The sequence below is a fragment of the Anaeropeptidivorans aminofermentans genome (assembly GCF_940670685.1).
In the GTDB taxonomy this organism is placed as follows: Bacteria; Bacillota; Clostridia; order Lachnospirales; family UBA5962; genus Anaeropeptidivorans; species Anaeropeptidivorans aminofermentans.
This window is the reverse complement of record NZ_OW711693.1, coordinates 2,006,752-2,027,921: the sequence shown is the minus strand read 5'-3', so window position 1 is coordinate 2,027,921 and position 21,170 is coordinate 2,006,752. Positions and strand designations below refer to the sequence as shown.

The following is a 21,170-nucleotide window of genomic DNA, read 5'->3' as shown; positions in this document are numbered from 1 at the left end:
AGTTCGTGACTTTTTATTATAATAAGAAGTAACAAAAGGATATCCTTTTGTTACTTCTTTAAACTGATTCTTGGCTTATTTCATTCAGGAGGATAAATATGCTTATAAGGCTTCAAAAATTTTTAGCCGACAGCGGTATTGCTTCAAGGCGCAAGGCCGAGGAGCTTATAAAAGAAGGGAAAGTTAAAGTAAACGGAGCTACCGTTACGGAGCTTGGACTTAAAATTGATGAAAGTAAGGATGTCGTATTATTTAATAATAAGGAAGTAAAAAAATCGGAAGAGCTTGAGTATCTGCTCCTTCATAAACCCAAGGGTTATATTACTACTGTAAAGGACCAATTCGGAAGAAAAAGCATCCTGGAACTGATAGATACAGAAAACAGGCTTTTCCCCGTGGGAAGGCTTGATTATGATACCAGCGGGCTCTTAATTATTACAAATGACGGTGAGCTTACATATAAACTTACGCATCCTAAACATAATGTCGAAAAGACTTATGTGGCTTTGGTAAGAGGCATTCCTTCCAATGATAAGCTTGATAAGCTAAAAAAAGGCATCAAGCTTGAGGAATTTACTACAGCCCCCGCGAAGGTGAAAATAATTGAAACAAAAGGGCCAAATGCTGTTTTGGAAATAAAGATAAGAGAAGGCAAAAATCGGCAGGTAAGAAGAATGTGTGAAGCCATAGGGCATTTTGTGATAGAGCTTAAAAGGACTGCCATAGGAGAAATAGTTCTTTCTAATATAAAGGAAGGGGAATACAGATCCCTTTCACAAAAGGAAATCGGATACCTTAAACGGATTTAATCTGCGCATAAGGCATAAACGGCAGATAATAAAGTATGATTACAGTCAATTTAAAGTAAAACAGTAACAAAACCGTATATTTACATAGAGTCAAAAATATACCGTTTCCAAAGGAAATCCATGTTTTTAAGTTTATAGTGCATAGGTCTTTGTTACTTCTTTATAAGAAATTTAATATAATATCACGTATCGGGCCGGTTAAGAAAATAATATGAGGCATTTAAAAAGACGATTTTGCTCCTTTTATTTTCAGGCGCTTAAATCGTCTTTTATATATTTATTTCATTAAATATAAAGATGCAAGGGTTTTGGCTGTTATTTATTTAACACTTTAAAGAAGGGTATACTTCTTTATATACATTTTTAACCACTTCCGAAAAGGCCTGAGCCGCTTTTGAGATATAAGAATCTGCCTTGTAAGCTATGGCAAGGGTCCATTTAAGAGGCGGATCTGCCACTACATAATATTTTGGTAGGTTTTCGAGCCCTGAATAAAGCGCTGTGGATTCGGGCGCAAAGGTGTAGCCAAGGCCCGCAGCGGTTATACGTATGGATGTATCTATGCTTTTTGTTTCAAGGAGAATATTGGGCTTTATTCCGGCCTCGTTAAAAAGCTTATCCGTAATTTGCCTCAGCCTCATGCCGGGATGCAGGAGAATGAAAAGCTCGTCCTTCAATGTATGGATATCTATGGTTTCAAATTGTTTTTCAGGAAGTATATTTTGATTCGGAGGGGCGGCAATAAATATTCTTTCATCAACAATGGGCTCATAGGCTATTTGATCCGACGCAATGGGGAGGTTCATTATAGATATATCAACGCTTCCGTTTATGATCATCTGTTCAAGCTCCGGAGAGGATGCTTCTGTTATAAATATTTTTATATTAGGATATTGCTTCTTATAAACGGGAAGAATCATTGGAAGAGGGTGATTTGCCTTTGAAGGGGTTATGCCTATGTTAATGCTTCCCTGCTTCAGATTTTTTACGTCATCAAAGGCTCTTGTCATTTCGTTTGAGAGAAGCATAATTTTTTTTGCCGTTTCAACGTATAATTGCCCCTCATATGTAAGGCTTAAAGGATTTGAGTTGCGGTTAAAAAGGGTGACCCCTAAATTTGCCTCTACTCTTCCTATAAACTGGCTTAGGGAAGGTTGGGAAATATATAGTTTTTTAGCGGCTTTGGAAAAGTTTTTCTCCTCGGCTACCATCAGCACGTATTCAAACTGCTTAAAATCCATTTTTAGACCTCCGAATATAAAAAGTTATAATCTAATGCTTATATATTATATATAGAAAATAATATTAGAATTATTATATTTATAATAGTACAATAAAATTTATAAACTGACAACTGAAATTAATAGTTTATTTCATATAAAAACTATAATTTGCATGTTATTTACCGAATAATATGCACAATAATTTAGCAAGAGAGAATATTGGAGGAATACTATGGGCAATCTTAACACAATCAAAGATTTAAAATCCCAGCTCAGCGACGATAAAAGCCGCGCTAAAGCCTTATCGAGACTTTTTCAGCTTGTGGATAACGACAGCTTCTCGGAAATAGGAGTGTATGCCGAAGGCTCAAATATCCTTACAGGCAGCGGAACAATCGACGGAAGAATAGTTTATGTATATTGCCAATATGGTTCTGTTAGCTTAACTCAGGCAAAGAAGCTTGAGAATATATATAGACTTGCCCTCACGATGGGCGCCCCTGTAGTAGGGCTTCTTGACTCCAACGGAATGGAGCTTGAAAATGCAGTGGAGACCCTTGAAGCTTACGGTATTATCTATAAAATAATGTCTGATGCAAGCGGTGTTATTCCACAGATAAGCATCGTTTTAGGCGACTGCATGGGTACTGCTTCTATTACATGCGGCTTAAGCGATTATGTATCGGTTAAAAATGACGCTAAAATCTTTATGAGAAGCCCCAATTCTTTTAAAGAAGTAAAGCAGTTTAAAGAAGGCGTGCTTTTCAGCGGAAAATATCATTATGATAACACAGGCGTTGCTGATTTCTCAGGGGAAAGCGAAGCAGAGTGCATTAACAGCGTTAAGGCGATGTTAAGTTATTTACCTGGAAACAATTTAGAAGACACTCCTATAATCGTAGGAAATGATGATGCATTCAGGCAGGATAATGAGCTTAATGCCATTTCTCCCGATGATATTTATAAGATTATTGAAACCATATCTGATAACCGTGATTTTCTTGAAATAAAGAAAGGCTATGCCAAAGAAATCATAACAGGATTTTCCCGCTTTGACGGCTTCAGCACAGGCATAATCGCCAATAACGGCCCTTTAAGCTCTGCTGCTATTAAGAAGGCCGTAAAATTCATATCATTTTGCGATGCCTTTAATATCCCGATTGTTACTTTAACAAATGTTACTGCTTATGGAGAAAGTTTTTCAGACGAGCTTAGCGTAATTTCTGACAGCGCAAGCCTGATATACGCTTTTTCCAATTCTTCCGTTCCTAAAATTAATATCATTGTGAATAACGGTGCAGGAAGCCCTTATATGGTAATGAATTCAAAGTATTCCGGTGCAGATATTTTATATGCCTGGGAGAATTCAAATATTTCCCTTTTTGACCCTGCTTCCGCCGAAAAGGTTTTTTCTGATTCTCCGAATCTTTTGGCAGACGCTTTGAAAAAGGGCTTTATTGACGATATTATCGAGCCTTCAGAAACCAGAAGAAAAATCATTGCTGCTGTTGAAATCTTATTTACAAAAAGAGTGTTTAAGCATCCTAAAAAGCACGGCAGTATAGTATTCTAGGAGTTGAAAATATGGGTGATAATACGATTTATTATGTTATTGCTGCATTTGCGGCCATCGTTGTAATATACTTTTTAAACAAAAGAAAAAAGGAAGAAGCTGTGTCTTCTCCTTCAAAAAAGGAGCCGGCTGTAACTGTAAACGCCCCCGCGCCTTTAAATACAGCCGCTGTAATTTCTGATACGGAAAACGAAATCGCTGCTGCTATCGCAGTTGCCCTTCATTGCTATGAAGAAGATAAGCAAAGGGATAATTTTACGCTTCTTGGCTCCGCAGTAGCACCTGTTCTCGAACGCCATAGAAGAAGAGAAAGCAATTGGGCAAGGACTGCAAGATACGAATCCCATAAAAAACTTTAATTTGGATACGGAGGATTAATGATAATGAAGAGCTATAAGGTAAATGTGAACGGAAATGAATATAATGTTACGATAGAAGAAGTAAACGGACAGGCGGTTCCCCATGTTTCTATTCCTGCGGCGGCTCCTGTACAGGCAGCGCCTGCTGCATCCAAAGCGGAGGCTCCGGCACCTGTATCTTCAGGAAGCAAAGGCGCAAATAAGGTTGAGGCTCCTATGCCGGGAACCATATTAAGCCTTAAGGTTAAGGTAGGGGACAGTGTATCTGAGCATCAGGTTATAGCCATACTTGAAGCCATGAAAATGGAAAATGAAATCGTTGCTCCTATGGCAGGCGTAGTTGCATCTATCGATGTTACTCCAGGCACTTCCGTGACCACAGGCGATGTTATAATTACATTGAATTAGTGCGTTTATTTCCCATTGAAATAGGAGGAAAATAATGAGCGATATAAAAAGACCGGTTAAAATAATGGATACGACTTTAAGAGACGGGCAGCAGTCTTTGATTGCTACCAGAATGTCTATGGATGATATGTATCCTATCATAGAAAAAATGGATAATATAGGCCTTTATGCCCTTGAAGTATGGGGCGGGGCAACCTTCGACTCCTGCTTGAGATTTTTGAAGGAAGACCCATGGGAAAGACTTCGGACTTTTCGTAAAATATGTAAAAATTCAAAGCTTCAAATGCTTTTCAGAGGCCAGAATATCCTTGGCTATAAAGCATACCCGGACGATGTGGTTGAAGAATTCGTATATAAATCCGTTGAAAACGGAATTGATATATTAAGAATATTCGATGCTTTAAACGATGTGAGAAACCTTGAATCCTCCGTTAAAGCAGTTAAAAAAGTAAACAGCCATGCCCAGCTTTGCATAAGCTATACTTTAAGTGATGTTCATACCCACGAGTATTATATGAACCTTGCAAGACAGCTTGTGGATATGGGTGCGGACTCTATCTGTATAAAGGATATGGCAGGCCTTATACTGCCTAAGGCTGCTTATGAAATGGTAAAAGGCATTAGAGAAATTACGGACCTTCCCATTGAAATACACAGCCACTATACAAGCGGCGTTGCCTCTATGTCTTATATGAAGGCCATAGAAGCAGGGGCGGATATTATTGATACGGCTATGTCTCCCTTTGCTCTTGGAACAAGCCAGCCTGCGACGGAAGTTATGGTTGCGGCCCTTAAGGATACGCCTTACGACACGGGCATTAAGCCTGAAAGCTTAAACGAAATCACAAGCTTCTTTGCGCCAATCCGTGAAAAGGCTCTTGCAAGCGGCCTTTTAAGCACAAAGGTGCTTACCGTTGACATTAACACGCTTTTATATCAGGTTCCCGGGGGAATGCTTTCAAACCTTGTTTCTCAGCTGAAAGACATGAAGGCAGAGGATAAATACAATGAGGTTTTAGCTGAAATACCGAGGGTTCGGGCCGATTTAGGCTATCCTCCCCTTGTTACGCCTACAAGCCAAATTGTAGGTACACAGGCAGTTATGAACGTAATTTCAGGCCAAAGATATAAAGTAGTTACAAATGAAACCAAGGATATCGTAAGAGGATTATACGGAAAAACACCTGTGCCCATAAAGGATGAAATACGCAAGCTTATTATAGGAGACGAAATTCCTACGGATAAGAAGCCTTCTGATATGCTTGAACCGGGCCTTAAGAAATTTGAAGAAGAAATGAAAGAATATAAGGAACAGGACGAAGACGTATTAAGCTATGCGCTTTTCCCTAAGGTTGCCGTGGATTTCTTTAAATTCAGGCAGGCTCAAAAGTATAAAATCGATCCTGAGTTAATGGATAAGGAAAATAAAGTTTATCCGGTTTAAAAAAATATCAATCAAAGGCTGGGGATTTCCCCAGCCTTTTTTACGTGATGGATATTGCTGAAATAAGTTAGAGCAGCGTATAGCAAATTTAAAGGTAGATGTAATAAAACTGTATATCTACTAGGCTTTTATTATTTCACCATAATAAAGTGAAATATATAAGGTAAGAAACTTGTGAAGTAAATCATAATGTTTGCTTTGTTTCATAAAAAGAATATGGTAAGATTATTGTATCGTATTTATATTTGGAGGTGTTAGTGTGATAGATGATGAATTCAAAATCAAAATGTACTCGTTTACGGTGGATTGCAAGGACCCTCATGAATTAGCAAAATTCTATGGGGCGTTACTCAAGTGGGAAATACCGTTTCATGATGAAGAATGGGCATGCGTAGGTGCTCCGGGAACGCATCAGGGGACGTATCCTTGTATATTGTTTCAACGGAATCCTGAGTATAAACCGCCTGTGTGGCCGGAAGAGCCTGGAGCTCAACAGCAAATGGCGCATATGGATTTCGCCGTTAATGATTTGGAAAAAGCAGTTCAACATGCAGTCCATTGCGGAGCAACAGTGGCAGCCGAGCAATTTTCCGATGATTGGAGGGTTATGTTTGACCCCGCCGGACACCCTTTTTGCTTATGTCAAATGAAATCAATTTTTGAGAGCGCCCATTTTGGATTGTTATAGAACGTCATGATATTTCTGTAAATGCGGGCTCGATGGACATTTTACCGATATTGTTATTAAAACATAATCAATACCACTGGGCTGCTTACATATTTTTGCCATAAACACATAGTATAAGCATACTGGAGGATTTGCACAAATAGCAGCCACACTTACCATAACAGCACTCACTGGCTGCTATTATGCATTCTCCTGATGTGATGCTTCCCTATACCCATACAGACAAATTTATTGCTTTGTATATAGCAATAAATTGACTATAAAAATAATTCAATAGAACTTTTTTGAGGCTAGAGCATATCCGCAGCCTTTTTTGTTATTAATTAATTTGAAAGATTAAATCCCCTTCCGATAATCTGATAGGAATTTGTTATGGTAATAAATGCCTGAGGGTCAATTTTATGAATATAATCTCTTAGCTTTGCTGCCTGCCATCTATTTAAAACTGTAGTAATAACTTCCTTTTTAGTCTTATCGCCAAATGCGCCTCGTGCTTCATGGGTTGTCGCACCTCTATGAAGCTCGATAAGTATGAATTCTTTTATTTCTTCAGACTTGGTTGAGATTATAGTCATGATTTTAAATACCTGCAAGCTTTCAAGGAAGGTATCAAGAACAAAGGATTTCAGGCATACACCAAGTATGGAAAAGAGGCAGGCTTCCATACCGAATAAAAGCCCTGCCGTAAGTGCTATAAAAATATCGGATATCAGAAGACTTAGACTTATTCTTATTTTAAAGTATTTATGTATAATTTTAGCGATGATATCGGTTCCCCCGGTTGTGGCACCTGAAAAGAATACGATAGCCGTTCCTATGCCCGGGAGAAACACGCCGTATAAAAGCTCCAGAAGCTTCTGATTCGTCATAGGGCTTTCTATGGGCATGGCTATTTCCATAATCCATACAAAAAATGAAAGGGCTATGGAGCCGTAAACGGATTTAACTGTTGCTTCTTTCCCTAAAAACAGAAAGGACATTAGAAGCACAAATACATTGATAAACATCATAATGATTCCTATAGGCTGATTCGGAAAAAAGTAGCTTGCTATGATAGACAGGCCGCTGATTCCGCCTAAGGCAAACTTATTCGGATTTTTAAATACATGTATTCCGATTGCCAAAATAAATATCCCCAGATTGATTGTTAAAAAGTTTTTTAAAGTCTCGGCAGTTATAAGTTTTTTCTCAGTATTCATTTTCTTCCTCTTTTCATAAAATTTGACTTAATAATGAGAAATAAAAAAACCTGCTGTAAATTTACACAGCAGGAACAGGCACAAAAATGCCTAAATCCTGCTGTCTGTTGTACTGGCAACAGCAGTTTAAAAACTTTAAGGCATGTATCTGACTTATCCCTATAAAGGGCTTCACAGTGACCAGTTCGTGGGGCTTTGAACCCCGTTCCATTTTAATCAAATATATAAATTTTATTACACATTTGAACCTTAAAATTTCTATTAAATTTTCAAAGGAAATGATTGCTTTCAAACTCTTTAAAAGCAATAAAGCAAATAGCCTATATAATTTTAGTTTATATATTGAACCTTGTCAATGAGAAAGCTTCATAAAGGCAAAAAACGAATATTCTTAATAAATAAATATAAAAATATTTCTAGGCATATGATAAAGCAAGGATTGCATAAATATTATTTATAGGGAAATCCTTTTAAAGATATTAGGTGTTTCTTATTGCCATATCATAAACTTTTATGGTATATTTCATATGAAACATGATAAAGTATAGATTCATGTATATTTATAATAAAAAATTGCCGGTGCAGTGCCAAATATTTAATCCAAAAGGCTTGCTTCTTAACCGGTTGATAGGAGGATTAATATGTATAGTGTAGAGATATCCGTTAATAATGCAACAGGGCTTCATGCACGCCCGGCCGCTCAGCTTGTAGGGAAAGCCCAGAAGTTTTCCAGTAAGCTCATTATCCACTACAATGGAAAACAAGCTGATATAAAAAGCATCATAAGTGTGTTAGCCGCCGGAATTAAATCAGGAAGCGTTGTAACCTTAGAAGCCGAAGGAAGCGATGAAGTTGAAGCGGCCAATGCCATAAAGGAACTTATAGAATCCTTTACCGATTAATATTTTATATATGGTTTCCATATAGACAGAATAAGACTATAAAGCTCAGGACTGCCTTTTTATCCGGCGGGCCTGAGCTTATTTATTAATACAAAAGGGTAGGCCTTAGAAAACAGGCACGGGGTTCAAAGATACTCTGTGAACTTAGAAAGCAGCGGGCCAGGATTTCTATAAAAAAATCCCTATTTGCAAAGCAAATTTATATTTTGTTCTATGATTTAAAAAATGACGTAGTTGTATTTAATATTTCAGCCTGGCTGTTAAGCTCTTCCGCAGCGGCGGCCGTCTGCTGGGATTGGGCCGAATTATTTTGTATAACATCTGAAATGTGGCCTATTTCAGATGTTATGCTTGAAATAGAGTCTGCCTGAATTTGTGAAAAGTCAGCGATTTCAGATACGATATCCGAAACGTTTTTCACGTCTTCAAGGATATTTTTAAGAGAATTTATGGTTTCGTTGGATATTTCTATACCATGCTTTACTTTTTCAGCGGAAGTATTTATAAACACGGAAGTATCATGGGTGGCCTTCTGGCTTCTGCCTGCGAGGCTTCGAACTTCCTCGGCAACGACGGCAAAGCCTTTTCCGTGCACACCGGCCCTTGCTGCTTCTACGGCGGCGTTTAAGGCAAGGATATTGATTTGGAAGGATATGCTTTCAATGACTTCGATTACCTTAGAAATATTGCTTGACGCATCTTCAATGTCCTTCATGGCTTTTTTTAGATTCTGCATTTCTTCATTGCTTACGATTGCGCCTTTCATGGAATTTTCAGCTATATTTTTGGCGCTAAGGGCTTGCTTTGCATTATTTAAAGCCTGCTTATTTACGGCTTCTATGGAGATGCTTATTTCATTTATAGAGTTTGCCTGCTTTGCCGTTCCGTCTGCCAAGGCGATGCTGCTTTGGGAGATGCTTTCGGCTCCGTCTAAGAGCTGCAGAGACGCTCTTTTTATTTCTCCTGAAATCTGTCTCATAGAGTAGATAATTTTATTTATAGATTCTTTAATGAGAGAAAAATCCCCAACATAATTTCTCGTTATCTCAACGGACAAATCTCCGTTTGACATTTTTTCTAAAACGGAGCTTATTTCTTTTATGTAAGACGTAATATTTGCAGAGGTTTTATTAACAGCTACTTTTATGTCGTTAAACTTTCCTTTGTAATCTCCCTGTACAGTTGAACTAAGATTTCCTACGGACATATCCTCTAAAACATTAAGGGCTTCGGAAATAGGCTCGCTTAATGTAAGAAGAAGCAGATTAATTTCGTCTATTATTATTTTCCATTGCCCTTCATATGCACTGGAATCGGTTCTGGCGTCGATATGGCCTTCCTTGTGATTCGTGATTAAAGTCTGAATATCGCGGGACATGTTTTTAAATACTTCATTTAAGTTTTTAAAGCCTTGAAAAACGTGACCGATTTCATCATTGCTTTTATATTGAAGCTCAATATCAAAATTGCCTTTGGAAATATCTGTGGTTGCTTTATAAAGCTCTTCAAGGGGGTCGGTTATGGATTTTGTAATGTAATATATGGCAAAGGTCAGCACTGCTATTTGCAGGCTTATGGAGACTATGGTGATTTTAAGCTTATTATTGATGGTTCCGTCAATATCACTTAAATATGTATCTAGTTTAACCTTGGCTTCCTTTTCTATGGTTTGCAGGCCTTCAAGTATTTTCTCATATTCCGGCGTTATGCCTTCTTCAAAAAGGGAAAGAGCCTTACTGGAATTGCCTTTTTGAAGCGCTGAAAGAACCTCCGCGGCTGTCAGATACATATTTATATTGGAGGCTTCAAGCTCTTTTATTATATTATCCTCGCTTTCTGTTTTAAATACTTCCATATCTCCTTTAAATATGCTCTTTAAAGGACTGTTTTCTATATTCGTATCATAGGGAAAATCTTTACCGGACAAAACGGATATTTTAAGGCTTAATTTCCATACTTGATGATTTGCAATAGCCTGATTGACTTCAAGATAGGCTTTATGATGATTATCGCTTAATTCCTTAATATTCTTTAAATTATTTAAAGAAATTATGGAATATGCGTTTATTAATGAACTTAGTATAAAGACTAAGACAAAGCCTAATATAATTTTATATTTAATTTTCATAACAAACCTCCAGAAAATATTATATATACTTAGTTCACCTGAAAAAGTGTTTTCGGATGAACGTTCCCTTAATAGTCATTATATTAAAAGCCATTTATAAAATTGTTGGAGGTTTTTGAATTCATAAGAAACACATAAAAAGCCCCTGTCTTAAAAGGCAGGGGCGTATCCAATGCTCTAAAGGCTTTTCTTGCCAATAAAAACAATATTCTCCTTTGATTTAGGCAAAGCCTATGAGGGAAATCAAATGGTATTGCTTTTATGTAAATTTTATTTGGAGGTGGGCTTACAGAGGCCTTTAGAACAGGATTAGCGCGGGATTTTTTTGAAAATAATTGGATATTTGGAGGCAAACCTAAAAAAGTGTTCAAATACAATCCTAATCTATATATATGATGTGAGACAAGTTGTTTATTACTGTCACAGTTCAAATAATTACAGCATAATATAAAACATGGTGAAGGAGAGGCATATTAACATGAGGGGGTTAAGATGCCGCTTTTATTTAGCTTATTTATTAATATAAGCATGCTTTATTTGGAGGTGGCAATTTTGGGTGAGTACCATATTTATGGCGGCAATAAAATCAGCGGAGAAATAAGTATTGCCGGGGGGAAAAATGCTATTTTGCCGATTTTGGCAGCAGCAGTACTTAACGGGAATATTAGTGTGATACACAATTGCCCGAGAATATCAGATACTTATGTGGCAATTAATATTTTAAAAGCTATAGGCTGCGAAGTAAAAGTAGACAAAAACACGATTATTGTTGATTCAAGAAATGCAGGAAACTGGGAAGTACCTGTAGAACCTGTAAGAGAAATGAGATCTTCCATAATATTTTTAGGAGGAATTCTTGGCAGGTTCAAAAACGTTAGAATTTCTTATCCGGGAGGGTGCGAGCTTGGAGCGAGACCCATTGACCTGCATTTAAAGGGAATACGTCAGCTTGGAGCGGAAATCATAGAAGAAAACGGCTTTATCGTATGTAAAGCTACGAAGTTAAAAGGTGCGCGTATAGACCTTGATTTTCCAAGTGTAGGGGCGACTGAAAATATTATGCTTACGGCAGCCTTGGCAGAAGGAACGACTATTATAGGCAATGCCGCCAAAGAGCCTGAAATAGCCGATATGCAAAACTTCTTAAATGCAATGGGGGCAAATATCAGCGGAGCGGGAACGGATAATATTATAATCAAGGGTGTTAAAAACCTTCATGAGGTTGAATATACTGTAATGCCTGACAGGATTGTAGCCGGAACCTATCTCGTAGCAGCGGCAATAACAAAGGGCAATATACTCCTTAATAACGTTGTTCCCCAACATCTTTACCCAATTACCTCGAAGCTTATTGAAGCCGGCTGCGATATTACAATAGAAAAAAATATAATATATCTTGATGCCCCGGAAAGACTTAAAGCCCTAGAAAGGCTGAGGACCCATCCCCATCCGGGATTTCCGGAATGCTGGAAAGGTAAGTATATTTATAAAAAATAAAAAATCCTAAATTCATTGGTTTTCCGGTCTATTTCGATTTTGCTTATAATTGCTTTTGCGGCTATGTTTTTAGCCTCTATGGATAATCCGTCATTTTTTAAGCTTTGTAAAAATTCAGCGGAATTTTTTTGTAATGCAGCAAGCTTTCCCTCAATGTCATCAATCTTAAGGGATGCTAAATTTAATTTTACAGTCTGTATGTCTTTATCGCATATTTCTTTATTTGCCTTATATTCTTCTATGGTGTCCACGCCGAGGGCGTAGGCTTCTTTATGGCGTTCAAGTCTTGCTTCCAGTTTTTTAAGAGCTTCTTCAAGGGACGTTTTCTTATCTGCATTGGCCGCCTTTAGGGTGTAGTTTAAATACTCCATATTGATGTTACTGGACGCAGATAATTCTTGAAGAGCTGAAATGATTATTCGTTCGGCCATATGTACAGGGGTAAAGTTTGAAACATCGCATTTACCGACGGCCTGAGAATGACAACGGAAAAAGGGGCCGCCTTTTTTAGGCGTTATGCAAACGAGGGTAGCCCCGCATTTACTGCACTTAAGCAGCCCAGACAGCCAGTGTTTTACTGTGTTTGCCGGGCGCATTTGCCTTTTTGGCATATTTTTTATTATCTTCTGCACTTTGTCATACAACTCCTCTGTAATAATAGGCTCATGCGTACCTTTATAATCTTTGCCCCTATATCGGATATAGCCGATGTAAGCAGGATTCGTTACAATACGTTTTATATCTCTTGAAGCCCATTTATACCCTTTACGAGTGGTATATCCTTCCTCATTAATAGCAACGGTGACAGCATGATATACGGGCCTTTCAAGGTACATTTCATAAATCTTTCTAACAAGCTTTGCTTCCTTTTCGACAACGGTCATTACACCATTTATTTTTACATATCCATATGGCGGCGGAACAGGAAATTCCCCGTTTTGGGCCATATATTCCATACCCCTGATTACGTTTTTTGAAAGCTTAATAGAAAACATTTCATTCATGGCTCCAAGAAGGGCGTCGGTGAGCAGGGCAGATTCATCATCAAGATTTGGTTCTGTAATAGAAACTAATTTTACATTGTTATTTTTTAAAATGGATTTATATACAAGGCTTTCTTGCAGATTTCTAGCAAAACGGCTGCTGTCAAAAATCAACACAGCACTAAATAAGCCGGAAGCGCTATCCTCAATCATCTGCATAAAATTAGGCCGTTTTTCTGCCCTTGTGCCGGAAATGCCTTCGTCGGCATAGGTTTTTACAATATTATATTTATTCTTTTTAGCATACTCCGTTAATACCTCTTTTTGATTTTCTGCGGAGTGCTCTTGCTTATCGGTGCTGTTACGTACATATAAGGCGCAGTCTATCATCTGTCTTAATCACCCCCTTATATATTTATTCCGGCTAGGTTTTTATATTCTTTTATGATTGTTAGTTTAATTATTTTTTTGTTTCGATTTATCTTTCTCAGATGGGCGTCAGGCATAATAGCTTTTGGGCAATAAAAAAGCGAATTTCAATCCACGTCCCTCTTAGAGAGACGACAGTTGCTTCTCAGAGCCTGCGCTCTACGCAAAGGTATTTTAATTTATGACCTCAGAAGAAAAGAGGGAAGGTTTATATAATTCATAACATTACTCTGCCGACCGTTCTTAAATTATCATCTTCATTTACAACTATGCCTTCATATTTAAGAGTTAAGGATATAAACTCAATTTTTTTATTATTTTAGGCTATATGGAACTTCTTACAATATGATTCACTGTTAAGATCAAATAGATCTATTTCGCCATTTTCAATAGCTGAATGTTCTCGCACTCAAACAACAGGGCCAAAAGGCCAAGAAACCAAGCGGTGACAACTTTAAACGTAATAGGACATATTTTGATAAACATATAATAATTGGAAAGGTGGTGAGGCCGTGATTGTAAAATGTGGCAAGTTAGATATTAAAGTTAAATTCTGCGGTGTGAATAGAGAAACCCTTGAAAACGTCACTGGAGAGCAAGAATATCCCGAAAAGATTCATTTCAGCAAAGAAAAGCTTGATATTATTGCCGAACAGATGGGCGTAGCTATCATTGGCACTGATAGGTTTGATGAAGTTGTCAACGCACAGCTTAAATGCTTATATAAATGGCAAAAAGAAACCACTAATCCCGATGACCTTAAAAAAATCGAAGAATATATAGTCTCTAACTTGGATATGCTCCGGCGCTCACAGGAGGCCCGAAGCACATTATAAATATCCAGCAGGCCATAAATTAAATGTGGCCTTATATTATGGACAAGCCTGGAGAAAGGAGTTGTCATGGACCCGATAGATAAAAGTACTTTTGTAAGACAGGTTTTGATGGACAAGTAAACCTGGGATAGGGGCTGACCAGCTGGAAGGGCTGGCGACTTATTCTTTTGCCCAACATCAAGGAGGGCCAAGAGATATTTATAATTAACTCTGAAAAGATTAAAAGGCTTAACTTTGCAAGCGAGGATATATGTAGAGGCGTTTTAAACAGGCATCTATACGCCAGTGGATTTAACGGGGTATTTTATTTAGATGACTTAGATAAGATAGCATTTTTGATTAAAGAAGTGGCAGAAAAGGAATAAGCATGGCCCATACATTAAGGATTCTCGGTTCTTTGCCGGGGCTGAATGAATATACATACAAAAATAGGGGCAGCAGATATGATAGGCAATAAGCTTAAAAAATATACTGAGGCAGTATAATTACGCCGGCTAAAAATCAGTTTAAAGGCAAAATCAAATTACCTGCACATAAATTTACCCATGGATAGAGCCTAATCATAAAGGAATAAGGATAGCATAGACTTTGTTAAAAAATTTATTCAGGATGCCCTTGTTACTTCTGGTAAGTAAAAAAATGATGGCTGGCACGACGTCGTTGGTTTTACAGATATTTCTGATATAGATTCTAAAAATCTTAGGGTAATTATTGAGATAAAGGAGATCGGCTATGAAAGAAAAAATTAAAGCTGAACGAGATAACTTAATTTTATTTTTATAACACCTAAATAAAGAAGGAAGCCGTGATATACGGCTTCCCAGCTTATTTCCATTGTCTCATTTCAATGAAGTAGGTTTGAATAAGTTTTTCGTTTCTACAGTTTGGGCAAACAGCAAAGAGACAGGCATAATACATCCCGTCACGGTCGCGACAAGTTCTGATTTCATAAATCATGGGGTGATAACAGCAATTGCAGTAAATTTTCTTCATGTACTTGGTATGGTCATATTCCCAGCAAATCTTTTTGCGGGTCTTTGGGCATACACAGCAAAGATAGTAATGCCACCGGCAATTACAATCTATCCGCACACGAATAAAATAGAACGGTTTTTTCGGTACAGGCGGAGGTTTTGGATAACGCTTGCGGTAAACAACAGATGTGTTAGAAAAAAACATTCCCTTTTCTGTACTCCATGCATAGGCTTTGTTCAAAAGTACTTCCCAATTATTATGGGGTTTTTTCAACTTGAAAGGTAATTACGAGTGGCTCTAAGCTTGTTACGCTTAACGGAGTTACTGTACCAAATTCAACGGTCGGTAAACCGGAATCGTCAAAATTAGTGCTAGTTGCTCCATTAATTTCAACAGTCGCAGGGAGAAATGTAACGTCACTAGGCAGAACATCGGTAACAGTAATATCTGTTAAATCATCTCCTGAGACGTTTGTAAGAGTAATTGTATAAGAAAGCTGACCTTCTCCCGACCATATTTCTGGATCTGCTGTTTTTTCAAATGTATATTCAGTGGATTCCAATGCAACCAACACTTCATCGTTTCCTAAGTATACGCCGGCGGCGCTTGTAAAGGATACTGTATTTTCAATGTTTTTATATACCATATTCTCTTTTCACTTCCTCTATTATTTTAGATGAAGCATTATGCTTCTTTTAATAGTATATTGAGAAAATAAGAGAGGGTTACAGTTTGTGGACAGCTTTATTGCAACTTTAGAAAATTACCAATTTATTCAAAACAGGAAAAATAAGTAAAAGTTAATAATAAAGATATTTCGAATTGGGAGGAAGCGTAATTACGAAGGATGAAATTAATAAGATGTTAAAAGATATGGGAATTACTCCAAATTTATTAGGCTAAAGGCTCTGCGGCGTCAAAGGATAAAGTGAAACGAATTATTGCTCTTCAGAAAGAGAAAATCAAAGAAGTCATTTCTGCCGAAAAAGAGCGCATCAAAGGCCTGATTGATGAGGTCAAAAAACGCTATGACGAAGAAATAAAGGCGACAGAAGCTGCGGCAAATGCTGAAATCGCTGTCTATGAGGATAAAATAAAGACCATAGCGCCCTTTTGAAAGCTGAAGAGCGTTAAGAAGCTGGCGAAGATTATCAAGACAAAATAAATCGTTTGAAAGAGATCTTGAAATTTGAAACCGACGACAGCAATAAATATGAGATGCAAAAGGGAATCGACAATCTCACTACGGAAAACGAAAAGTGTAAAGAATCTCTCGAATACGAGAAGGAAAGCTAAAGAGAAAAAATAGACTTAGCTAAAAACATCTTTCCCAGCAAAAAGAGGCTTTGCAGGAAAAAAGAGCTGTGACAATTGCTATGCACAAGGAAGCTCTTAAGGCTACACCAAAAAACCAGAGGAAGAATTAAGCACTTTAAAGAAAAATAATAAAAAATCCATTGACGACCTTAAGCAAACTTTAGCGACGTAAAAAAGGAGTATGCCGCTTTCCTGAAGCAGAAAAAAGATGATACGACAACTAATAACACTGAAATCGGAAAGTTGATGAATTAAAGTACTACAAATATAATAGGATAAGCTTAAAGAGCATGTATCCGAGTTTGCAGGTGCAGCGGCAGGGCGAAATGCTTTTAATGAGATGATAGCCGATATAATGTCTTCCACCGATAGTTATTCCCATCTGTAGCAGGCGCACAAATTGCAAACATATACTACTAATAATAATGTACAGCTTTACAAAAGCGTAAGCACGCCTACGGCAAGCCCTGCTAAAGTGGCAAGAGAAAGTAAAAAGGCTTTAGAGAAAGCAGTAAGGTATTTCTAAAGACGGTAATGCAGAACATATAAAAGGAATAGTTCCTCTATCTATTCCTTATGGTAGATAAATTAGGGGCTATTCCTTAAACTATGTTATGCGTTCAACTTTTTTACTGTTAATATTGTACTGACATATGGAGACAACTTTATATTAATAAATGTAAATCCAAATATATTAGTGCTGATAACATCATTTGCATTTAAAGAAACAATGACAGTGCCTGTAATAAGATTTTTTTCAGGAAGTAAAACTTGGAATGTACTTGAAAGAGGACTGCCGTTTACTGTTACTGAGAAGTTAACAAAAGCGGTTACATCTATTGTAGCTGAAAAATAATAGTAAATCTCATAATCCCCAGCAACCTTAACTGTAAGGCTGTCCACGGGGCTATTTACTACATTTAACGCTGCAGTCATGGCACTGTTGAGAGGCAGGGGCTTATCGTTATGATCAGGAAGATGTAGTATTGTATCTACATTAGAATAAAATGCACCTCCATAGGCATTGAGACCGTTTGCAGGACCTGTATCGCCTCTGGGACCAACGGGACCGATAGGACCCCTAGCGCCTTTAGGGCCGGGGCAGCAGCACGGAGATTGATTACAGCGGCAACAATATTTCTGGCAGTTATTGTTACAATTACTCATTTTTCACCTCCATCAGGTGTAAATTTATGCAGACATTCTTAGTAGCATACTATAGTTTATGGACAAACTACGCGTAGGTTGTTTCCTGAATTAAATGTTTATCAAATCAAAGACTAGTTCACTTCAGATGAGCCGTGAGAAAGGTTATGCCTGCCGTGATAACCGGAACCCCCCTCCTTAAGCCCTACAGCCCCACAGCTCACAAGAAATAATAATATCTACGTATCCCTTGTACAGGTAGGGCTTTCAGCCGGAGCCACGGACATAAGGCCGGCAGACATAATGGACAAAAGACTTAACTCTTCTGTATATGGGCTGCTGAATTTCTTTATAACGGCAGAGACGGAGGGTATGTTTCGGGATTTCACAGATAAATTCTTTGAAAAGATGGATTTCTACGAAGCAAGCTTTGAAAACCAACTTCAGGCACAGGAGGAAGAATTTGAGACAGAGCTTAATAGCAGGAAAGATACTTTGATTACTGGTTTGGTTCTGATAAGACGGATATTGCAATGCTTCAAGCTTATGATTTTGATAATTTGGTAGCTTTAAGTTAGGTTGATAAAATAACGGAGTTTCTGGAAAACGGGAACATAACGATTTTTAATGAAGGCGGAAGTATTTCTGTGACAGTCACGGTATATCAAGATGACGGGAAAACCGTTAAAAGCCAGAGTACAGTAAACACCATGTTTGAAGCAGATGGAAGTATAAAAGAGGAAGTGGTTTCATGAGCTGGGCAGAAATTAAGAAAGCAGTAAATAGTGATTTGAATAAGCCTTTGAATGACTTGATTGAAGAAGTTGGTGGTAAAATCAGTACCACCCGCATAGCGGGTGGTTTGAAGAATCCGCCCCTATAAGGGGCTTAAAACAGCAAACCTCGCCTTCACTACGTTCAGGTAGAAGCAGAACTTTCCCATTGGGATTTACTCGCCATGTTTCAGTAAAAGCAAATTCTATAAGTATATATTTATATTAACCAATTATTTTGGAGGGTAATAATGATAAATGAATTATTAATATATTTCATTTCATGATATAATTTTGTTTGTTGCTTAGAACTCAGTAAAATTCAAAGCAGAATGTTTATGACAAAATTATGTATGCAATATACATAAGGTTTATTATGATAGATATTTTCGGCTCTTTTGATTTTATATTTTCTCCGTGTAATGAATCTCGATATTGGTTAAAAGCATTGATATACATTAGAACCGCAGTGATATTGGGATTTATATGTACATTTAGCAAACAAAAAGAAATAATCCGCCCCGATCATAAAGATTAGCGGATTATTCTAGTTTTTTATACCTGCAAGCAATTTACGCTGCTAAGATTTAGATAAATAGTGTTTCGTATATCTTTTGATAAAAATTCACAGGTACAGAACGAAAATTGTTTTCCCAAATGTTTAACTGTAAAGCACTGATACCCAACCGCGCCGCTAATTGTTCCTGTGTAAGATTTTTTCTATTACGTTCTTGAGCTAATAGCCTTCCTCCCCTGAGGGCATGTAATTGTCCTCCGGAGTAGAATCCCGACATCCATTGACCCTGTTCTTCTAAATTAGGGTTGTTAGGTAATTCCTCCATTAATTCTACATCTACATCGTTTAATATTATGCTATATATATAAGAAATGTCTTCGAGCATTATCCTATTTTTGTGGGCAGCAGCTGTCGATGTGGCAAATGATACAGTTGGAGACACGCAAGCCAGGTCTATTTTTTGTCCAACGCCTAACTTATCAGGCATGAGCTGATGTAAAAACCCGTAAGCTCTACCAAGAATATAGAATGTCTTCAGTATATCAGCCATAATATCACCCTTTCATTTATAGTACAGCTATACCTTTTTGGTACAGTCTGTTTAATATGATTTAGATAATTGACATTCTTTAGATATATCAATTTGATAAAGCAAGGTGTGAAGTTATGCCTAAACTATGAAAGGTGTATAGCAGCACTTAAGAAGATTTTAGTAGAGGTAAGAACGATAATTCTATATCATTACATATTATTGATTTATATCTTATCGTATGATTATATTTTGTGACTTTACTAATTAATATTGAATTTTAAAGATGAATATCCAGAAGGTCTATTCTATAAAGATGCTTAAAGCATCTTTTTTATTGTGAAAGGAGCCAATCCACGAAAATATTTATAGATGCCGGCGGTATTATTAAGGCTATTGACACTTTAAATGATAAAGGAAAGGGCAATCCAAGTTAGGATTGCTCTTTTATGGCGGTATTTGATAATCTCGTGAAAGTTCAGGGGCGAGAAATTGCTAGGGCGTGTCTGAAAAGTCCAAAACCTAGTCTATTCTGCCATAAAAACGTGACTTCTTCATCGAAAATACTCGAAATAGCCCTGCTATTTCTGCGCTTTTCTCTTCGAATTCACATTTTCTTGCAAAATATCCGTCGGTTTGACTGTTTTCAGACACTGCCTAGTAGTTATAATTAAATGATTTAGGTTCAATCAATCTTCAGAATATTTTCCGGGAACTCTCTTTTTTTCAAGTTCTTTAAGATTATCAGGTAATTTATAACTTATAATGTGATTAAATTTTTCTGGTTTCACATTTCCAAGATAATCTGCCGAGAAAGTAATTTCATCAATTCCAATAGTGTCATGTGGTCCAAGATAGGGTTCTGATATGAAAGTAACATAGTAGGTAGTATTATTAGAAGTAATGTCTTTCACAAAAACACTATAATAGTTTATGATTGGTGAAGTAGTATAATATTCATCATAAAAATCGTTTGATGCCTCTTCAATCTTAGTTAAATATGTATTTACTAACAGCTGATTATACTTTTCTCTTGTATTGGAAGTTTCAACGATAGAAGCAGTCATGACTGCTTCTATATTTGTTTTAACAAATAAACAGAAGATAAGGATAACATCTAATAATATCAGCAATAAAACTATTTTCATTTTATTCTCTTTTAGTAATCTAAACAAATGCATCACCTCAACAAATCCTCTTTTTTCTTTCTGATGGACGTATTCCATAAGCTATATGTCCGCCATGATTTTCTAAATCCGGTATTAAAAAATGATGAAGTTTTATACTACCTATAATTTTGCTGTCTTCTTTACGTATAGAAAAAATGTGCTTGTGTGAAGGTTATTTACTAGTTTATCTTTTTCAATGGAACGGATAAGGTTAAGCCATTCACCAAAATTGTGGTAATTATAAAGGCCACAGCTTCCATTAACCT

Annotated in this window: 21 protein-coding genes; 13 read left to right on the top strand and 8 right to left on the bottom strand. The window is 37.1% G+C overall.

Annotated elements, in window-relative coordinates; translation table 11 throughout:
* Positions 1-98: 98 nt before the first annotated feature.
* Entirely contained in the window at positions 99-809 is a 711-nt protein-coding gene (locus NBX03_RS08485) for a pseudouridine synthase (protein ID WP_330638308.1), read from the top strand.
* A gap of 323 nt (positions 810-1,132) precedes the next feature.
* Here the strand turns inward: NBX03_RS08485 and NBX03_RS08480 are convergent, their stop codons facing one another.
* Complete coding sequence (locus NBX03_RS08480; protein WP_250227358.1) at positions 1,133-2,050, bottom strand: LysR family transcriptional regulator; 918 nt, start codon at positions 2,048-2,050, stop codon at positions 1,133-1,135.
* A gap of 214 nt (positions 2,051-2,264) precedes the next feature.
* Between NBX03_RS08480 and NBX03_RS08475 the strand changes: the two genes are divergently transcribed.
* The 5 genes from NBX03_RS08475 (at position 2,265) to NBX03_RS08455 (ending at position 6,504) form a co-directional block, all read left to right on the top strand.
* A complete protein-coding gene (locus NBX03_RS08475) occupies positions 2,265-3,605 on the top strand; it encodes a carboxyl transferase domain-containing protein (RefSeq protein ID WP_250227357.1) in 1,341 nt (446 codons plus the stop codon).
* 11 nt (positions 3,606-3,616) lie between these two features.
* Positions 3,617-3,964, top strand: a complete 348-nt coding sequence (locus tag NBX03_RS08470) for an OadG family protein (protein WP_250227356.1) — start codon at positions 3,617-3,619, stop codon at positions 3,962-3,964.
* Between the two features lie 24 nt (positions 3,965-3,988).
* Positions 3,989-4,372: a biotin/lipoyl-containing protein gene (locus NBX03_RS08465; RefSeq protein WP_250227355.1), complete on the top strand. Its 384-nt coding sequence runs from the start codon at positions 3,989-3,991 to the stop codon at positions 4,370-4,372.
* 34 nt (positions 4,373-4,406) lie between these two features.
* Entirely contained in the window at positions 4,407-5,816 is a 1,410-nt protein-coding gene (locus NBX03_RS08460; RefSeq protein ID WP_250227354.1) for an oxaloacetate decarboxylase subunit alpha, read from the top strand.
* Between the two features lie 259 nt (positions 5,817-6,075).
* Positions 6,076-6,504, top strand: a complete 429-nt coding sequence (locus tag NBX03_RS08455; protein WP_330638307.1) for a VOC family protein — start codon at positions 6,076-6,078, stop codon at positions 6,502-6,504.
* A 323-nt stretch (positions 6,505-6,827) separates the two neighbouring features.
* On the opposite strand, the gene NBX03_RS08450 is transcribed toward NBX03_RS08455, so the two are convergent.
* Positions 6,828-7,703, bottom strand: a complete 876-nt coding sequence (locus NBX03_RS08450) for a YitT family protein (protein ID WP_250227353.1) — start codon at positions 7,701-7,703, stop codon at positions 6,828-6,830.
* Between the two features lie 641 nt (positions 7,704-8,344).
* Between NBX03_RS08450 and NBX03_RS08445 the strand changes: the two genes are divergently transcribed.
* Positions 8,345-8,605, top strand: a complete 261-nt coding sequence (locus NBX03_RS08445) for an HPr family phosphocarrier protein (protein ID WP_250227352.1) — start codon at positions 8,345-8,347, stop codon at positions 8,603-8,605.
* Positions 8,606-8,816: 211 nt separating this feature from the next.
* Here the strand turns inward: NBX03_RS08445 and NBX03_RS08440 are convergent, their stop codons facing one another.
* Positions 8,817-10,733 (bottom strand): methyl-accepting chemotaxis protein, encoded by a 1,917-nt coding sequence (locus tag NBX03_RS08440; protein WP_250227351.1) that lies wholly within the window; start codon positions 10,731-10,733, stop codon positions 8,817-8,819.
* A 492-nt stretch (positions 10,734-11,225) separates the two neighbouring features.
* On the opposite strand from NBX03_RS08440, the gene NBX03_RS08435 reads away from it, so the two are divergent.
* Entirely contained in the window at positions 11,226-12,230 is a 1,005-nt protein-coding gene (locus tag NBX03_RS08435; protein ID WP_250227350.1) for a UDP-N-acetylglucosamine 1-carboxyvinyltransferase, read from the top strand.
* Here NBX03_RS08435 and NBX03_RS08430 read toward each other — a convergent pair.
* Positions 12,218-13,603 carry a recombinase family protein gene (locus tag NBX03_RS08430; protein ID WP_250227349.1) on the bottom strand — a complete coding sequence of 462 codons (1,386 nt, stop codon included), beginning with the start codon at positions 13,601-13,603 and terminating at the stop codon, positions 12,218-12,220. The two genes, NBX03_RS08435 and NBX03_RS08430, sit on opposite strands and share 13 nt — an antisense overlap.
* Before the next feature lie 551 nt (positions 13,604-14,154).
* Between NBX03_RS08430 and NBX03_RS08425 the strand changes: the two genes are divergently transcribed.
* A complete protein-coding gene (locus NBX03_RS08425) occupies positions 14,155-14,478 on the top strand; it encodes a hypothetical protein (RefSeq protein ID WP_250227348.1) in 324 nt (107 codons plus the stop codon).
* Between the two features lie 167 nt (positions 14,479-14,645).
* A complete protein-coding gene (locus NBX03_RS08420; protein ID WP_250227347.1) occupies positions 14,646-14,843 on the top strand; it encodes a hypothetical protein in 198 nt (65 codons plus the stop codon).
* 866 nt (positions 14,844-15,709) lie between these two features.
* Here the strand turns inward: NBX03_RS08420 and NBX03_RS08415 are convergent.
* The gene (locus NBX03_RS08415) at positions 15,710-16,099 is read right to left on the bottom strand and encodes a DUF11 domain-containing protein (protein ID WP_250227346.1); all 390 of its coding nucleotides are present in this window, start codon (positions 16,097-16,099) and stop codon (positions 15,710-15,712) included.
* A 282-nt stretch (positions 16,100-16,381) separates the two neighbouring features.
* Between NBX03_RS08415 and NBX03_RS08410 the strand changes: the two genes are divergently transcribed.
* The gene (locus tag NBX03_RS08410; protein WP_250227345.1) at positions 16,382-16,570 is read left to right on the top strand and encodes a hypothetical protein; all 189 of its coding nucleotides are present in this window, start codon (positions 16,382-16,384) and stop codon (positions 16,568-16,570) included.
* A gap of 812 nt (positions 16,571-17,382) precedes the next feature.
* Here the strand turns inward: NBX03_RS08410 and NBX03_RS08405 are convergent.
* A complete protein-coding gene (locus NBX03_RS08405; RefSeq protein WP_250227344.1) occupies positions 17,383-17,937 on the bottom strand; it encodes a collagen-like protein in 555 nt (184 codons plus the stop codon).
* A 282-nt stretch (positions 17,938-18,219) separates the two neighbouring features.
* Between NBX03_RS08405 and NBX03_RS08400 the strand changes: the two genes are divergently transcribed.
* Positions 18,220-18,483, top strand: coding sequence for a hypothetical protein (locus NBX03_RS08400; protein WP_250227343.1), 264 nt, complete (start codon positions 18,220-18,222; stop codon positions 18,481-18,483).
* A 184-nt stretch (positions 18,484-18,667) separates the two neighbouring features.
* Positions 18,668-18,799 (top strand): hypothetical protein, encoded by a 132-nt coding sequence (locus NBX03_RS15870; RefSeq protein ID WP_267134851.1) that lies wholly within the window; start codon positions 18,668-18,670, stop codon positions 18,797-18,799.
* A 477-nt stretch (positions 18,800-19,276) separates the two neighbouring features.
* Here the strand turns inward: NBX03_RS15870 and NBX03_RS08395 are convergent, their stop codons facing one another.
* Together NBX03_RS08395 and NBX03_RS08390 are read right to left on the bottom strand one after the other, a co-directional pair.
* The gene (locus tag NBX03_RS08395; protein WP_250227342.1) at positions 19,277-19,756 is read right to left on the bottom strand and encodes a helix-turn-helix domain-containing protein; all 480 of its coding nucleotides are present in this window, start codon (positions 19,754-19,756) and stop codon (positions 19,277-19,279) included.
* 668 nt (positions 19,757-20,424) lie between these two features.
* Positions 20,425-20,961, bottom strand: coding sequence for a DUF3888 domain-containing protein (locus tag NBX03_RS08390; RefSeq protein WP_250227341.1), 537 nt, complete (start codon positions 20,959-20,961; stop codon positions 20,425-20,427).
* Positions 20,962-21,170 lie beyond the last annotated feature (209 nt).

Coding starts and splice junctions, on each gene's coding strand:
- NBX03_RS08485 (WP_330638308.1), top strand. CDS start 99: ATGCTTATAAGGCTTCAAAAATTTTTAGCCGACAGCGGTATTGCTTCA.
- NBX03_RS08480 (WP_250227358.1), bottom strand. CDS start 2,050: ATGGATTTTAAGCAGTTTGAATACGTGCTGATGGTAGCCGAGGAGAAA.
- NBX03_RS08475 (WP_250227357.1), top strand. CDS start 2,265: ATGGGCAATCTTAACACAATCAAAGATTTAAAATCCCAGCTCAGCGAC.
- NBX03_RS08470 (WP_250227356.1), top strand. CDS start 3,617: ATGGGTGATAATACGATTTATTATGTTATTGCTGCATTTGCGGCCATC.
- NBX03_RS08465 (WP_250227355.1), top strand. CDS start 3,989: ATGAAGAGCTATAAGGTAAATGTGAACGGAAATGAATATAATGTTACG.
- NBX03_RS08460 (WP_250227354.1), top strand. CDS start 4,407: ATGAGCGATATAAAAAGACCGGTTAAAATAATGGATACGACTTTAAGA.
- NBX03_RS08450 (WP_250227353.1), bottom strand. CDS start 7,703: ATGAATACTGAGAAAAAACTTATAACTGCCGAGACTTTAAAAAACTTT.
- NBX03_RS08445 (WP_250227352.1), top strand. CDS start 8,345: ATGTATAGTGTAGAGATATCCGTTAATAATGCAACAGGGCTTCATGCA.
- NBX03_RS08440 (WP_250227351.1), bottom strand. CDS start 10,733: ATGAAAATTAAATATAAAATTATATTAGGCTTTGTCTTAGTCTTTATA.
- NBX03_RS08435 (WP_250227350.1), top strand. CDS start 11,226: ATGCCGCTTTTATTTAGCTTATTTATTAATATAAGCATGCTTTATTTG.
- NBX03_RS08430 (WP_250227349.1), bottom strand. CDS start 13,603: ATGATAGACTGCGCCTTATATGTACGTAACAGCACCGATAAGCAAGAG.
- NBX03_RS08415 (WP_250227346.1), bottom strand. CDS start 16,099: ATGGTATATAAAAACATTGAAAATACAGTATCCTTTACAAGCGCCGCC.
- NBX03_RS08405 (WP_250227344.1), bottom strand. CDS start 17,937: ATGAGTAATTGTAACAATAACTGCCAGAAATATTGTTGCCGCTGTAAT.
- NBX03_RS08400 (WP_250227343.1), top strand. CDS start 18,220: ATGGACAAAAGACTTAACTCTTCTGTATATGGGCTGCTGAATTTCTTT.
- NBX03_RS15870 (WP_267134851.1), top strand. CDS start 18,668: ATGAGCTGGGCAGAAATTAAGAAAGCAGTAAATAGTGATTTGAATAAG.
- NBX03_RS08395 (WP_250227342.1), bottom strand. CDS start 19,756: ATGGCTGATATACTGAAGACATTCTATATTCTTGGTAGAGCTTACGGG.
- NBX03_RS08390 (WP_250227341.1), bottom strand. CDS start 20,961: ATGGAATACGTCCATCAGAAAGAAAAAAGAGGATTTGTTGAGGTGATG.